Below are 17,762 nucleotides of genomic sequence, written 5' to 3' on the forward strand. Positions count from 1 at the left end.
ATGCCGCTATCAGGAGTTTACCTATGTCCGACTTAACGACTACCAGTCTATCTTCCACCCGCCAAGAAGTGGCGTTTATTGACACATCGGTTGCCGATTACCAAACCCTAGTGGAAGGTTTACCGGCCGGTATCGAAGTAGTTCTCATCGACGCTAACCAAGACGGGATACAACAAATCGCCGATTGGGCGGCGAATAACTCTGGCTACGATGCGATTCATATCCTTTCCCACGGTAGTGATGGTCAAGTGCAACTTGGCACCGCCAATCTGAATAACGATACCCTTGCAAGCTATTCAAATGCCTTAGCCCAAATCGGCCAAAGCCTCACCGAAGACGGCGATATTTTGCTTTACGGCTGTAATGTTGCCGCAAGTGAAACCGGTGTGGAGTTTATTGGCAAACTCGCACAAGCGACTAGCGCGGATATTGCTGCTTCAGATGACTTAACAGGTTCCACAAAGAAAGGCGGGGATTGGGTGTTGGAAGTGGAGGCAGGAAGTATTGAGTCAGAAATACTGATGGCGATAAACTACAAGGGAGCTCTTCCTGAACGGGAGCTGATTACTGACTTTGAGGGATTAATAACTGAAAACAATTTTGGATATGTTGTGTCAACCAACGGATCTGTCTCGGCAAGTAATATTTTAGACACTGGCTGGAATGTTTCTGCTCAAGGAGATACAGACTCCAGTACATTAATCCAGCTTTGGAATGACTTTGATTTTGTTGGAGATGCAATATCCTTCCAAGATAACGGCACTTCGAACAAATTAAATAATATTTCTTGGTCCTTAAGCGACGGTTCAAGTTTTGCATTAGCGTCTCTTGATATTCGACAGAATGAATTATCTTCTTTTACAATCATCGGTAAGCGTGATGGGGATGCGGTTGCATCAAAAACATTCACGAATTCCTTTAGTGGCGCAACCTTAAGTTTTAATGACGACGCGGATTTTTTGGAAATTGATGAATTTGTTTTTACCGTTCCTGTCGAAACAGATTTTACTGCTTTAATGATAGGTAAGATTGATACAACGCCTTTCACTCCGCCAAATGATGTCCCTGTTCTTGGTGACACACCATTAGATGCATCTGTTACAGAAGATGTCACAACTGCCATTGATTTATCGGCTTATAATATTTCCGATGCTGATGGCGATACAATAACTTTAAGGCTGGCAGTTGATCGCGGAATTGTTACTAGCACGGATGGGAATGGAACAACGGCTGGGATAACCATTGCGAATTCAGGCTCAACCTCTATGACTTTGCAAGGCACCGCTGATGCGTTAAATACCTATCTGAATGACCCTTCAAAAATCACTTATACCACAGCCGCTAATGACACCACTGCGGCGACTTTGACTGTCACGCCAAATGACGGCACAGAAGATGGCACCTCTGATACAGTTACGATTAACGTAACCCCCGTTAATGATGCGCCAACCTATACCGCAACAGGACTGAATCCAACTTTCACTGAAGGCACTGACAGTACACCCAACTGGCCTGGCTTGCCGTTGCTATTCAGCAATAACAGCTTTGACACGATTGAAGCGGGTCAAGAAATTACACAAGTCACAGTGACCATCACCAATGTCACCGATACGCAAGAGTTTATAGGCTTGCGAACAGGAGCTGACAGCTCGATTAATATGGCGCTGGTGGACGGTACAAACGAAACCATAAATCTGCCAGGTTTGAGCTTCAATTACCAAGTCAGCATGAGCGGAACCACTGCTACCCTTATTATTACCAGCAGTGATAGCGCCGCAGTTTGGAATGGTTATGGTGCTCAGTTGTTTTATCACAATACATCTGATACCCCGACCGAAGGCGAGCGTGTGGTCACGGTCACCGCGGTTAAAGACGATGGCGGTAAGGAAAATAATGGTGAAGACACCACCACCGGTTTAACCGTGTCCTCGACGGTGACTGTGGTGTCGGCAAATGATGCGCCTATTTTGGATACTACCGCGTCTCCCTCATTGACCACTGTTTTAGAAGACAGTGCAGCGCCAACCAATGGCTCAACCACCAATGCCACTTTAGTCAGTGATTTATTGACAGGTGCGAGTGATCCTGATGGCGATACTCCACTAGGTATGGCTGTAACAGGGGTTAGTTCTGATGGAACGCTTTATTACTCAACCGATGCTGGTACAAATTGGACAGCCTTAGGCGCTGTTTCAGCAACGTCTGCATTGATCCTATCTGGTGATGCTAATACCTATGTCTACTTTAAACCGGATGCCAATTACAGCGGTACGCTTGAAGATGCCATTACCTTTAAAGCTTGGGATGGCACAGGTGGTTATACCAATGGGGAAACAGGTGTGTCACTAGGGGCAAGTATTATTGGTAGCTATGATGTCTCAGGATCGGTTTCAGATGTTGTTGTGGTTGGGGATTATGCCTATCTTGCTAACTCGACGACCGGTCTGGATGTTATTGACATCAGTAATCCAGCTAACCCTACTAAAGTTGGTAATTACGCAAATGCTATAGATTATGAATTAGGTGTCGAGATTGGTGGCAATTATGCCTATGTATTGACCGATGAATCGATTGATATTGTCAGCATTTCTGATCCAAGTTCACCCCAATATCTGACAAAAATTTCAATTACCGATGCATCTGATATTCAAGTTGTTGGCAATTACCTTTATGTAGGTGATAAAACTGGCGATACCTTTCAAATCTATGATGTTTCACAACCAGATGCACCGAGTTTAAAGAGTTCTGTCGATCTAAACAGTCAATTTACCTTTTTAGAGCGAATTTTTGTTGATGGAAATACCGCCTATATTGCGGCGGGAACTAATGGCTTAAAAATCGTTGAAATTAGTCCAGAGCAGACACTTTCCTTAGATGCTGTTAAAAATACCATTGCATTAGGCAATGCAAATGATGTAGTGGTAAGCGGAAACTATGCTTATGTTGCCGATTCAAATGGTAACGTTAAAGTGGTTGATCTTTCTTGGGGGGTAGAGGCGGCTTCTGTCGCAGGGACTCTTGCGGTTGGTGGAGCACCACAAGGCCTTGATATCGATGGTGATACTCTCTATTTAGCCAATGGTTTTGGCGACGTATTAGTTATCGATATCAGTTCACCAACTTCACCTGAAGTCGTTCAAACCATTGCAACGGCTGATTTGTCAATTAAGCCCGATAAAGCTGGAGATTTTCTCTATGTTGCCAATCGCAATGAAGGTCTTCAGATTATTGATATATCCGAAAATACGGCTTTTTCTTCTGCCAGCGATACCGTTAGCATTGAGGTAACCGCAATTAATGATGCACCTACTGCAAATATTGGTACACAAAACCGAGACTATGCAGAAAATGATGCGGCAGTAACGGTCTTTGCCTCTTATTCCAGTGTGACCTCCGGTGTTGGTGAAACTGATACGTTTGATGGATTAACCTTAACGGTTAGCAATGTTTCTGATGGTACGGCTGAAGTGGTCAATATTGATGGCACAGCTATCAGTCTTATAGACGCTACAGGGACAACCACCACTAGTGGCTTTGACTATTCTGTCGTTATGAGTGAAGGAACTGCGACAATCACCTTAACCAATGGCGATTTGTCAGCCTCGGACATGGGAACTCTGATTAAAGCGATTTCCTACGAACATACTTCAGATAATCCATCGGAAGGCGCTCGCGAAATCACTTTAACATCGATTACCGATAATGGCGGGATTGAAAATGGTGGTGTTGACACCAAAACACTTACTGCCAAATCAACCATCACTGTCAGTGCAGTCAATGATGCACCGGTTTTAGATGCGAATCAATCCCCCGTTTTAGGTGCAATCGTTGTGGGGCTTACTGCTCCAACCAATGGCTCAACCGATCATTCAACGTTAGTGAGCGATTTATTAATCGGTGCTAGTGATGCGGAAAGTGCAACTTTGGGTATGGCGATTACTGGAATCAATGAAAACGGTACGCTTTACTACACCATTGATGGCGGTACAACTTGGACAGAATTTACCGGCACGGCTTCGGAGACTTCCGCATTAGTGTTGACTGGAGATGCTAATACACGCCTGTATTTTGCGCCAGATGAAAATTACAGCGGTACGCTAAACGATGCCATTACCTTTAAGGCTTGGGATGGCACGGGTGGTTATACCAATGGACAAACGGGGGTATCTTTGGCAGGAAGCTTCGTAGAATCTGATAGTGACAATTGGAATGAAGGCGCGCTTTTTGTTGAAGTGCTGGGGGATTTTGCCTATGTGTCAAATGCAGCTAATGGTGAAATTACTGGCTACAATATTTCAGATCCGTCCAATAATATCCAATTCGATGGGTATAGTTTATCAGGTGGTTTAGGTTTGTCCATTGCTAATGATCGTGCTTATGTCACGAAAGGCAGCACTCTTAGCGTTGTCGATATTCAAAACCCAGATGAAGATATGTATCCAACACTTGGCAGCATCAATCTTGGGTTTGAGGCTGGAGATTTAACCGTTGTTGCTGATAAAGCTTATATTGTAGACCAGGTTGGAAAGGCTGTAAGAAGCGTTACGATCAGTGACCCTGAAAATATAAGTATGGATGATAGTATTAATTACCCGACTGTGGGTAACAGTTTCCCAAATAATGCCGAAATTAGTGGTACCAATTTGTTTGTTGCTTCTCCTGATTTAGGCATTTTAATATATGATATTTCTACTTTTGGTACAGTAGTCACTTCCTCTTCTGTCTATTATACATCCCAGGCCTACGCGATTAAGGTGATGGGTGATTACGCTTACGTTGCTGATGGTGTGGCAGGCTTAAAAGTTCTTGATATCTCTAACCTTGGCAATATTACCGAGGTGGGAAGTGTCGATACCGACGGTACCGCGATTATGCTCAAAGTGGTTGATAATACCGTTTATCTAGCAGATTCAGAAGCCGGTGTTCAGATTATTGATGTCTCAGACCCAACCAATCCAACGATTACTCAAACCATTCTGCCTGAGCGTGGAGAAGAAGGTTCTACACAAGATGTCGCTTATGCCAATGGCACAGTCTTTATTGCGGACTACGGCAATGCCTTCTTGTCCTACACGCAGACCGAGAACACAGCCTTCTCAACGGCCAGTGATACGGTGAGTTTGACTGTTAACGAAAATTCATTGCCAACCGGTGAAGTGCAAGTTGAAGGGACGGTTCAACAAGGCCAAACTCTTACGGCCAGCAATACTCTTGCGGATGAAGACGGCCTAGGTGACATCTCTTATCAATGGTTGCGTGATGGTCAACCAATTGCAGATGCCATGGGCGAAACCTATACCTTAACGTCAGCGGATGTAGGTGCGGAAATTTCTGTTTCCGCAAGCTACACGGATGGTCAAGGAACGGATGAGATTGTGACAAGTGCAGCCACAAGCATTGTGAGTGCCTTGCCAACTCCTCCGCCTCCTGTCCCAACCGAAGCGCCGACACCCGAGCCTACTGAGCCTCCAACGGAAGCGCCGACGGAAGCGCCAACACCAGAACCGACTGTTGATACAGTGGATGGCGTCACAGTAGAAACCCAAGAAGAAAGCGACGAAAACGGTAACCAAACCACAACCATCAATGTTGCACCGACAACGGATGAACGTGATGAAGACGAGGAAACTGAACACGGCAATCTAGCGGACATTCCAATCGCTTCAGATGAACAAGGCAACCCAGTGGTTCAAGTCTCGATACCAACCGGGGTTGGTTTTACCGCACAAGCGGTCACGCCTGCCACCAATGAGAATGGCGATTTGGCGACGACTTTACGTGAACTGTTGATCTCCGTCTCTGAGCCTCGTACAGAATCCGAAGAAGATCTCAACGAGATTATCCAGGAAGGCATTGATGCTTATGTGCCAACAGTTAATGACGAAGCGCAAGTCACTGTTCGCACGGTCACTTTAAGCACCGCTGAAGGTCGTGATGGTCCTGTTCCAAGTGAACCGATTATTGTCACTGGTGCAATGGGAACCGGTGAAGACGATTTGGACAATCCAGATCGTCAAGAAGCCTTGGTAATTGATGTCCGAGATTTACCTTCGGGCACAGTACTGCAGCTCGACAATGTTGAATTCGCCATTGTTATTGGCGCGACCTCCATTAATGGCGGTGAAGGTCGAAACATTGTCAGTGGAGACGGCTCCTCGCAATTTATTGTGCTAGGCGAAGCCGATGACATTCTCAAAGGCGGCGCAGGTAACGATACCATCGGAAGCCGAGGTGGCGACGACGAACTTTACGGCGGCAGTGGCGATGACATTCTCTTCGGTGGAACCGATGACGACCTAATCGATGGCGGTGTCGGAACGGACATTGCCGTGTTCGCCTATGACTATGCCGAATACAGCATTACACAACTGGAAAATACCGAAGACGGCACGCCACAATGGCAAGTCAGTCATGCGACAGAAGGTACGGATACGCTGGTGAATATTGAATATCTGGAATTCGCGGATGTGACCATTACCTTAACAGGCGAAAGTCAGATCAATGATTTTGCCACCTCTGGTCTGTTGTTCTTCTAACATCCAGCAACGCATAACAAACACCGGCCGGTAGAAACCTTACCGGCCGGTCAACTTTGAATGAGACAGAATTTTATGAAAACAACCTCAAATAACTCAAACAACCTAAACCGACTAAATAAACTCAACCTAGCCCTGTTACTAGCGCTAAGCACATCGTTAGTGGGCTGTGGCGGAGGCGGCGGAAGCTCGAATCCAGACACCCCAATTGAACAACCGGATCCAGATACCGATCCAGGCACAGATCCAGAACCAACCACGCCGGAAGCACTGGAACTCACCGCCAGCGATGCGCTAGATTACGGTGTCGCCTTCCAACGAGCCATGTACGTGTTCACAGAAACCCTACAACCCTATGCCAACGGGGATCAACCACAAGAAGTGGTTAAAGCACTGTTTTACTACCCACAAGCCGCCAAACTCGCGTATGACAATGTGATTCAACCCAATGCGGCCTGTGACAGCGGCTCGGCCACGCCACAAATGGTCGACCTCAACAGTGATGGACAAGTCACCCTTGAAGGTGAATCCATGAGCTACACCTTTAACCAATGTCAAATCACCACAGACAGTGGAACTATGCTCTTAGACGGAACCCTGCAATACGCTTACCAAGCCACTCAAACCGTCACAGAACACCAAGCACTGCTGACCTACACCCATTTAACGGTACAAACCCAAGCCGCAACCTTTGCACTGGATGGGAATCGATTATTAGAGATCAATACCAATGGTGGCCTTGTCTTAACCAGTACCGTACAAAATGGCTTAACGCAAACGGCCACCGCTGGCGATCAAAGCTCGGGGAATGCACTACAAGATGGCTACACTCAAAGCTATCAGCGCCAAGGCAATGAATGGCAATTATCCGTGACAGGGCAAAGTGTCCTGACCCAAGGCAATCAACAAGCTGTCTTAACCACCTCACAAAGCGAAGCCTTCCGAGGATTGGTGAATGGCAATCAAGACCATGAACCTTATCAAGGACAGTATCAGATCCTGTGGAACACCGGAGATATGGCACTGATGGATAAAGCGTTACAGTTCCAGAGTGTTGCGTCGACACAGGTCACTGAAGACTACCAAGTACAAATCAACTTCTTGGACGATGCAGGCAGTGACACAATCAGTGACAGCTTTACGATTAACTGGGCAGGAACGAACCCGAATGATTAAGTACGACTGAGAAAAGTCGCACAGTGACATAGTTGACTCTTTGAAAGTCAATCCAAGACAACGGGGCATAAAGCCTCGTTTTGTGTTCTACCGGCCGGTATTGTTTTTCCAGTCTCGGACATAAAAATAGAGCTCGCACTTTGGGCATAAAAAATGATGATAGAAAGGTTTTTACCTTCTAGAAATACATTCAAATTTACTTCTCTTATTTTTCACTGTAATCTCTACATAACCTTATGTTTTATCTTGAAATTCAAATAAAACAGAAATATACACATATACAAATAATAAAAATTTAATGCTTTAGAGGTTTTTTATGACTGCTCTCCAATCGCCACGGCAAATTGCTGTTATTGACCAAACCGTCCAAGACTATCAAACACTGGTTGAAGGTGCGAAAGCACAAGGCTTGGAAGTTATTTTAATTTCTGCTGAGGGCGATGGTTTTGAGCAACTGGCGGAAAAGCTTACCGGCCGGTCAGATATTGAAGCATTGCATATTCTTTCGCATGGCGCGGACGGTCAAGTCTTTTTAGGTGGTGAAGTCTTAAATTCCGACACGCTTGCAAACTACAGTGACGAGCTGGCAGTCATTCAACAGAGCCTGAGCGAAAACGGTGATATTTTACTTTACGGCTGTAATGTTGCCGCCACGGAAATCGGTGTGGAATTTATTGGCAAACTCGCGCAAGCCACTGGCGCGGACATTGCCGCTTCGGATGATTTAACCGGTGCCTCTGATAAAGGTGGGGATTGGATATTAGAACAGTCTACTGGCAATATAGAATCCACAAGCATAGCCAGCATAAGTTTTTCAAACGTTTTAGCATCACAATTCACTCAAGTTTCAGATCCATTGGCAGCTGCAGGCGCTCAAACTGCATATAGTGGAAATCGAATGTTTATAGACATCGATTATGACTCGGACGGTGATAGAGATTTTATCGCTTATGACGGTTCAGCTTATAAGCTCTATATCAATGATGGCAGTGGCGGATTTACACAGACAAATCCAAACGTGCCATTCAATCTAATCAATGCGACCGACTACCTTGTTGCTGATTTTGATAATGACGGTGATGAAGACGTCATGACGGCTGATACTGGCGCAAATACCTCCACCTATTATCGAAATGATGGCGGGAGCTTTACTACTGTCGCAGACCCACTTGCAGCTGCAGGCGCTCAAACTGCATACAGTGGAAATCGAATGTTTATAGACATCGATTATGACTCGGACGGTGATAGAGATTTTATCGCTTATGACGGTTCAGCTTATAAGCTCTATATCAATGATGGCAGTGGCGGATTTACACAGACAAATCCAAACGTGCCATTCAATCTAATCAATGCGACCGACTACCTTGTTGCTGATTTTGATAATGACGGTGATGAAGACGTCATGACGGCTGATACTGGCGCAAATACCTCCACCTATTATCGAAATGATGGCGGGAGCTTTACTACTGTCGCAGACCCACTTGCAGCTGCAGGCGCTCAAACTGCATACAGTGGAAATCGAATGTTTATAGACATCGATTATGACTCGGACGGTGATAGAGATTTTATCGCTTATGACGGTTCAGCTTATAAGCTCTATATCAATGATGGCAGTGGCGGATTTACACAGACAAATCCAAACGTGCCATTCAATCTAATCAATGCGACCGACTACCTTGTTGCTGATTTTGATAATGACGGTGATGAAGACGTCATGACGGCTGATACTGGCGCAAATACCTCCACCTATTATCGTCAAGATGGTACCGTTGGCGGCACCGATAATAAGCCCCCCGTTATCTCTTCTAGCACTCCGACTGATAACTCCACTGGCATTGATCCTACAGCAAACATTAGCCTAACGTTTGATGAAGTTATCTCGTCAACGGGAACCGGCACAATTAAGATTTATAAGGCTTCAGATAATTCTTTAGTTGAATCGATTCCAGGCAATGATGGTCGAGTTACCGGCTCAGGAACCACTACCATTTCAATCAACCCGACAACCGATTTAACGGCAAGCACTGAATACTACATTCTGATTGAGAAGCAAGCTTTTTTCGATGCAGACGGCATGACCTTTATGGGCATTGATGATGTAACTACTTTGAGTTTTACAACGGGATCATCCAATGCTACGCCAACGCTCGGCGGAGCACCGGCCGACGCCACAGTCAATGAAGAAGTGACCACTGCGATTGATTTATCTGCCTACAATATTGGCGACACAGATGGCGATACGGTGACTTTGACCCTAGCGGTTACTTCAGGGGCGATTGCCACAACGGATGGCGACGGAACTTCTGGCGGTGTGACCATTGCCAATTCGGTTTCAGCGTCTATGACCTTACAAGGTGCTGTTGGAGACCTAGAAACCTATCTGAATGACACCTCCAAAATAACCTATACCTCCGCAAGCATCAATGCGGATAGTAGTGCGATCTTAACCGTCACCCCAAACGATGGCACCACAGATGGTTCTGCAGATACCGTGACTCTTAACATTACCGATGTCACTTCTGCCACCTCAACTGGCGCTGGCTTTAATACCTCGAATAGTACGAATTTGACGCCCTATATCACGACAGATTCAAGTGACGAGACCATTATTATCAGCACTCAAGGTCATGAAGTTGGCTCCATTGCCGATGGGCAAGGTGGCACGGATACCCTAAGTGTGATCACAGGCGTTAATCTTAGCAACATGACCACGCTACAGAACTTTGAAAATCTGACATTAGCCAATGATGCAACAGTGACCATTGCTGCGAGTCAGCTAGCCCAATTCACCGGCACAATTACTGCAGCCGGTACTGAAACGATGAATGTAAATGGTGATGGTGACTTTACCACGCTTGCCAATATTGAAAATTTTGTTGTTGGTGATGATGTATCTACAGACAACCGAACTATCACCATAGTGTCAAACTCAAACGTGAGTGCAATCTCAGACACAGATTTCGTCACATTTGATATTGGAAGTTTAAATTACACGGGAACTCTTCAAGGTGATTCTGATCAGTATCAAGACACTTTGAAAATGGGCGATGGTGCTGATATTACAGGAGCCACCTTATCTGGTATTGACGATTTACAACTGTCATCTGGCGCCTCTGTTTCTATGACAGCAGCGCAGCATTCTGATTTTTATTTGAACGCAAATATAGTAATAGCATCAGGAGCCGAGCAAATTACAATCAGCGATGCATCAAGTGAGGTTATCGCTTTAACCCCTATTGAAAGGTACGTTTTAAACGCTGCGAATACCATTACGCTCAGCGACAGTGGACAGTCTGTAACAGGAAGCATCGGTGATGATACGGTGAATGTTGGCTCCTTAGCGGCAACGGGGACTCTTGATGCAGGCAACGGAACCGATACGATGATACTGTCCGATGGTGCAAATATTTCTGGTGCGACGGTCTCGAACTTTGAAAATTTAACGCTGGATACGGGTGCCAGTGTCACTATGACCGAAGCCCAGCATGATGCCTTTACAGGAGCCATTACCGCAGCGGGTACAGAGCAGATAACGATTAGTGCTGCGACGGATGGTTTTACAGGAAACGCTGCGATTGAAACTTATGTATTGGGTGCTGCGAATACGGTCACGCTAGGTTCAGTGATTCAAAATGTTACCGGTAGCATTGGGAATGACACGGTCATTGTCGGTTCATTTTCGACAGTAGGCGACCTAAATGGAGCTGATAATACGGATACACTTTGGCTAAAAGATGGCGCAAATGTCTCTGGTGCAACGTTATCAAATTTTGAAATGCTTCAGCTTGACAATAATGCATCAGTCACCCTTGCAGCTCATCAATTAGCGCAATTTACGGCCGGTATTATCGCTGCTGGCACTGAAACGATAAATATCCGCGGTGATAATGATTTTACCACCCTTGCTAATATTGAAAATTTTGTTGTTGGAGACGACGAATCGGACTTTAGCCGAACCATTACAGTCGCACAATCTAATACAAATGTGACAACAATAAGTTGGACAGATGCAGTTACTTTTGATGTTGGCAACCTTAATTACTCTGGCACACTGACAGGTGAAGGTACAGTCAATGACACTTTGAAAATGGCTGATGGCAGCTCTGTCTCGGGTGCAACGCTTGCAAATATTGAAAACTTAACGCTTGATACGGGTGCCAGTGTCACTATGACCGAAGACCAGCATGATGGTTTTACTGGTACGCTTACCGCAGCAGGTACAGAGCAGATAACCATTAGTGCAGCGACGGATGGTTTTACAGCAAAGGCAAGTATTGAAACCTATGTATTGGGTGCTGCAAATACGGTCACACTTGGCGCTGTCGGGCAAAATATTACGGGTAGTACAGGTAATGATACGGTGAATGTTGGTGCTTTAACGGCAACCGGCACTCTTAACGCTGACACTGGAACTGATACGCTGACATTATCCAATGCAGCAAATATTTCTGGGGCGACGGTATCGAATTTTGAAAATCTGACATTAGCCAATGATGCAACGGTGACCATTGCTGCGAGTCAGTTAGCCCAATTCACCGGCATAATTACTGCAGCCGGCACTGAAACGATAAATGTGAATGGTGATGGTAACTTTACCACGCTTGCTAATATTGAAAACTTTGTCGTTGGTGATGCATCTACAGATAACCGAACCATTACTATAGTGTCAAATTCAAATGTGAGTGCGACTTCAGTAAATGATTTTGTCATATTTGATATTGGTAGTTTAAATTACACGGGAACTCTTCAAGGTGATTCTGATTTGTATCAGGACACATTGAAAATGGGTGATGGTGCCGATATTACAGGGGCTACCTTATCCGGTATTGACGATTTACAACTGTCATCTGGTGCGTCTGTTTCAATGACAGCAGCTCAGCATTCTGATTTTTATTTGAACGCAAATATAGTAATAGCACCAGGAGCTCAACAGATTACGATCAGCGATGCGTCGAGTGAGGTTATAGCTTTAGCTCCTGTTGAGAGCTATGTCTTAAACGCGGCCAATACCATTACGCTCAGCGACAGCGGGCATTCTGTCACGGGTAGCACCGGCGGCGACACCATAGTGGTTGGCGCAGGAACCGATTTACTGACCGGAGGAACCGGCGCCGATACGTTTAAAGGTTCCGCGAGCAATTTAAATGGCGACACCATTGCCGACTTAGAGATAGGCGATAAGCTCCTCATTACCGGTATTAACGGGCTAACAACTTCTAATGTACGTTTTTCAGATGCCAACACTCTGCAAGTCGATACTAATGCGACTGATTTTGCATCCCCTGAAATTGCAATGACTTTAACTAACGCAGCGGGTGCTAATCTAGCCTATACGGTTGAAGACAGCGGTCCGGATACCCTGATTACTTTCCAATCACTCAACGATGCCCCCGTGTTTGCGGATTTAAATGGCGGCGCCACCTTTATTGAAGATGGTTCAGCCGTGGTGATTGACAGCGACGTAACCGTTTCCGATACCGAGCAGGATGCACTGAATGGTGGGAATGGTAACTTTGATGGCGCATCGATTACGATTGCACGTAATGGCGGTGCCAACGCAGAAGATGTATTCAGTCATAATGGACAGCTTGGCACTTTAACCCAAGGACAAGACTTTACTTACAACAGTGTCACCGTCGGAACCGTGACAACGAATGCTTCAGGAACATTAGTCTTAACGTTTAACAGCAGTGCAACCAGTGCCATTGTGAACAGTGTTTTGCAAAACATTGCCTACTCAAATACCTCTGATACACCGCCTGCAACCGTCACTCTGGACTATACCTTCAATGATGGCACCAGTGATTCCACTGGAACAAATCAAGCAACGGTCACGATTACCCCCACCAATGATGCGCCTACGGTGAATCTGAATGGCGTGACCGATGTGACCGTTACAGAAGACACTGCTTCGAATGTTGATTTATCCTCTGTCGAGTTTGCCGATCCAGAGAGTAATAACATCACTGTGACCTTAACCGCATCGGCCGGTAGCTTCGCAACTCCGGCGGATGGCGCAGCTACTGGCTCAGGCGTAACAGAGACGTTGGTCAATGCTCAAACCATTACCCTTGAAGGAACGGCTGCGGATATTAACACCTACTTAGACACCGCGAGCAATATTCAATATACCGGTGATTTAGATGTGTCGGGTGATGACTCAGCAACTCTCACCATAAGTGCTGTCGATGCAATCGGTGCTGCGCTTTCGCCGAATCCGACCGTCAATATTGATATTACGGCCGTCAACGATGCGCCGACCATTGCCACCAACAGTGGTCCAAATGTGCAAACGAATAACACGGTCACCATTAATAATACACACCTAAACGAAGGTGACCCAGACGATGATGGTGCCGAGCTCACCTACACATTGGATACACTCCCAACCAGTGGAACCTTACTGCTTAATAATGTCGCTTTAACACAGGGGCAAACCTTTACCCAAGCCGACATTGATAATGATTTATTAACCTTTGAAGCGGCAGGAACAACGGGGGCAGTCACCTTTGACATCACACTTGCCGATGGCGGAGAGGATGGTGCAGGAACAGCCAGTGATACCGTGACAATCAATGTCACGTCACCACCACCGCCTCCAACACCAGAACCAACGGAGCCTCCGACCGAAGCACCTACTGAGGCTCCCACAGAGGCCCCAACAAATATAATTGATGGGGTGACGGTCGAGCAAGACGAAGTCACCGAAAACGGTCAGACTGTGAATAAAATCATTATTAACCCTATACCGGCCGGCCGACAGAACACCGACGAGAGTAGTGATCTGGCCGACATCCCATTACACTTTGATGCCGATAACAATCCAGTCACCACCCTAAGGCTTCCAGAAGGAATTGGTGTGACGGCACGCAGTAATGAGACCGCGGTTGATCAAACCAGCTTCCGAGATGCATTGTATTTACTGAGAGATTCAGCGCCCGAATCTGATTGGTTTTCAATGATTAATGGACTCGACCAATGGTTGAATGGTAAGGGTGCCGGCTGGTTGAATCAAGTGACGTTTAGTTCATCAAGCGATGAAGCGCCATCACAACCGATTCAAGTCAGTGGTGTCGAAGGGAATGACAAAACCGAAGTCATGGTGATTGATGCGAGTCAACTACCGGCTGGCACAGTGCTTGATCTCGATAATATTGAATTTGCCATTATTGTCGGAGATGTCCAAGTTCGTGGAGGAGAAGGCAGTAACATCGTCTTTGCCGGCGGCAGTGGTCAGAATATTGTCCTAGGTGCCGAAGACGATGAGCTACATGCGGGTGATGGGAATGATACTGTTGGCAGTCGCGGAGGTGATGACCAGCTCTATGGCGATGCAGGTGACGATATACTCTTCGGCGGTACCGGAAACGACCTCATTGACGGCGGTGTCGGAACGGACATTGCCGTGTTCGCCTATGACTATGCCGAATACAGCATTACACAACTGGAAAATACCGAAGACGGCACGCCCCAATGGCAAGTCAGTCATGCGACAGAAGGCACCGACACGCTGGTGAATATTGAATATCTGGAATTCGCGGATGTGACCATTACCTTAACAGGCGAAAGTCAGATCAATGATTTTGCCACCTCTGGTCTGTTGTTCTTCTAACATCCAGCAACACATAACAAACACCGGCCGGTAGAAACCTTACCGGCCGGTTCAAATCTATTAATATTCTTTACTGATGTTCACAGGTTTATTCAATAAAGGTGATGACCATCGCTAAGATGTCATTTTGGTAACCATCATTCACTTTGTATTCTCGATAGCCTTCTGAAAGTTTATATCCCACAATGCATTTTTTGCCTTCATATTGCCACTCAATAGCTCCAGATTTTCCATTTGGTAACTCTTTTAAAGAGCTTGGCAATACTAATTGTTGTCCGACAGAGAATCTGTCGCTTGAAGAAGAGATAATTTCACCGGCCGGTGTGGTAAATAAGCAGTGGGTGGCTTCATTGATTTCTTTATTGAGGTACTTCGGTTCTGTCTCTTGCAACATTGCTTGGAATTCTGGTTCGCTGTCGAACACCAATGCAATCCCACCGACGTTTTTGTTTGGTTGTTCCCAGTGTTTGACAGGCGCGTGATAGACATAGGTGTGACGGTCTGAATATAAATCGGTCTGTTCAAATTTTGAAACCGTATATTTCTGTGTCGAATCTAATTTTAGACAGTCAGTGATGACACTTTGCTGTGGCAGTTGTGTGCCGACTAAATAACTTTCGTCAGGGTTCGAGACGGCAAGAATTTTACCGCGCGCATCATAAAGCATGATATTCGTATAAACCGTGTAGAGGTCATTGATGTACTTTAAGATTTTGTGCAGTTCGTCTGTTTCTTGAACCTGAAGAGTGGTTGACTCTGCATGCTTTGTTAATAACTCACGGAAAGTGCTATTTAAGGCCCACCAACGACAATCATTTGCACGTTCATAAAGATTACGATCCATGACTTCGACGGCTAAACTCGCACTGAACTCAACTTTGGTAATAATCGTTTTGACTAGGACTTGATGAATGTGATGAATAAAATCATCAAAGATTTCTTGAATATTTTGGCTAATATCCTGAAAACTGTCCAATACCGGAAGAAAGGCTTTAACGTCGCGTTTTAAAGAAGTGATTTTTCCATTCAAAATAACAATCAACAGCAGGGTGCTAACCTTAAGATTCATCTCTTCAAGGTCATGCAGGTAAATGGATGAGTCGTGATTAATTTCAACTTCTATTGAAGCTTCTTCCTTGCCTTTTTGAAATGCCGTTTGGTAGCCTGCTTTTGCATAACCATACCATTTCAAACCTTTGAAACCTTGGTAGCCATGAGTTAAGGTGCAAAACTCTAATCCTTGTGCGCTCATTTTGGGGGCTGTGTCCTGACGTGGTTCAGTGACTTGTTTCCCTAAAGAGCTTTGTGTTTCGGAGTTGGCCGCAATCACTTTTCCCGATTCATCTAGCAGCATAAGCTCGTAGCCAGGAGTCTCCTTAATCAAGGTGTTAAAAATCCCTTCCATTTCTTCCGAAAACTCAAAACTCATGCATAACACGCCGACGGCTTGACCTTGGTTTTCAATACGCTTAGCGTAAATCAGGCTTTGCGTTTTATTCGGAAAGATGTCTGAGTGTCGATAGATTTCGATGTAGGCTTCTTGAGTGCGCAGTGCTTGTTGAATAAGAGGGTCGCTTGATATTGTTACTGGATTATTTTCATTCAGCTTGGCGCGAACTTCGCCTTGAGGGTTGAGCAGAACGATATCGTCATAAACACTGTACTTCGCAACGTATTCTTGAATGCGATGTTCAATAAATGTCTGTTCTTGCTCGGTCACTTGTTCTTTGGTTAAGAATTCAACCAAATCATCATCGGTTGCAAGAAAACCGACATCCGCAGTTCGCTCAAACAGATTGCGGATAATCATGTCAATTGAAGCCTGTGCATTGAGTGTCATTTCACTACTTGCTTGATTCAGGTAGCGATTCACTAATGACTGCATCATGATGTCACGAAGATTTTGGAATTCTTTTTGAGTCTCAACCACTGAAACTAACAGCTGAGGGTCAATGTTTTCATTATTGATTTTTCCGACCATTGCGACAGTGGTCCACCAAAGATCTTGGTGTTCAAGTGCGTCTAAATAGCTTTTGACGCCAGGTAAATATTCATTAAATTGTTTGATTTGTTGATTGGAGAATTCTTTCATAATGTAGGGTAGTTTTGTTCCATAAATTGGTGTTAGTACAGAAGGCTGTGTGCCAACTTAATGATTATTTTTATAAAACAATAGCATAGAAAGTTTGATGGGTAGAATTCTGTTGGAAGGGAGGTAATACAAAAGTGGTAATTGTTTGCTTTTGGTGCAACTTTGGTTGTACTTCTTTAGTCGTACCTCTTTATGATAAAGCCTCACCATAGTAGTTATCCTTTTTGCCAAAAGGATAAACTCATTCTGTTCCATTGAATGAGAGAACAGGACGTGCCATTAAATGGAATAATGTTCACTTAAGAATAAAGATTGCTTCACTGCGTTCGCAATGACGGTCATTGCG

At 45.2% G+C, this 17,762-nt stretch carries 4 protein-coding genes; 3 read left to right on the plus strand and 1 reads right to left on the minus strand.

Annotated features, from left to right (window positions below; all coding sequences use genetic code 11):
* Window positions 1-23: 23 nt before the first annotated feature.
* The 3 genes from D9T12_RS01990 (at window position 24) to D9T12_RS02000 (ending at window position 15,324) form a co-directional block, all read left to right on the plus strand.
* On the plus strand, window positions 24-6,536 hold the full coding sequence (locus tag D9T12_RS01990; RefSeq protein ID WP_130536604.1) for a DUF4347 domain-containing protein: 6,513 nt from the start codon (window positions 24-26) through the stop codon (window positions 6,534-6,536).
* A 75-nt stretch (window positions 6,537-6,611) separates the two neighbouring features.
* On the plus strand, window positions 6,612-7,712 hold the full coding sequence (locus D9T12_RS01995) for a hypothetical protein (RefSeq protein WP_130536605.1): 1,101 nt from the start codon (window positions 6,612-6,614) through the stop codon (window positions 7,710-7,712).
* A gap of 316 nt (window positions 7,713-8,028) precedes the next feature.
* Entirely contained in the window at window positions 8,029-15,324 is a 7,296-nt protein-coding gene (locus D9T12_RS02000; RefSeq protein WP_130536606.1) for a DUF4347 domain-containing protein, read from the plus strand.
* An 88-nt stretch (window positions 15,325-15,412) separates the two neighbouring features.
* Here D9T12_RS02000 and D9T12_RS02005 read toward each other — a convergent pair whose 3' ends face one another.
* Entirely contained in the window at window positions 15,413-17,416 is a 2,004-nt protein-coding gene (locus D9T12_RS02005; protein ID WP_130536607.1) for a cache domain-containing protein, read from the minus strand.
* Between the last annotated feature and the right edge of the window lie 346 nt (window positions 17,417-17,762).

Source organism: Thiomicrorhabdus indica (assembly GCF_004293625.1).
Taxonomy (GTDB): Bacteria; Pseudomonadota; Gammaproteobacteria; order Thiomicrospirales; family Thiomicrospiraceae; genus Thiomicrorhabdus; species Thiomicrorhabdus indica.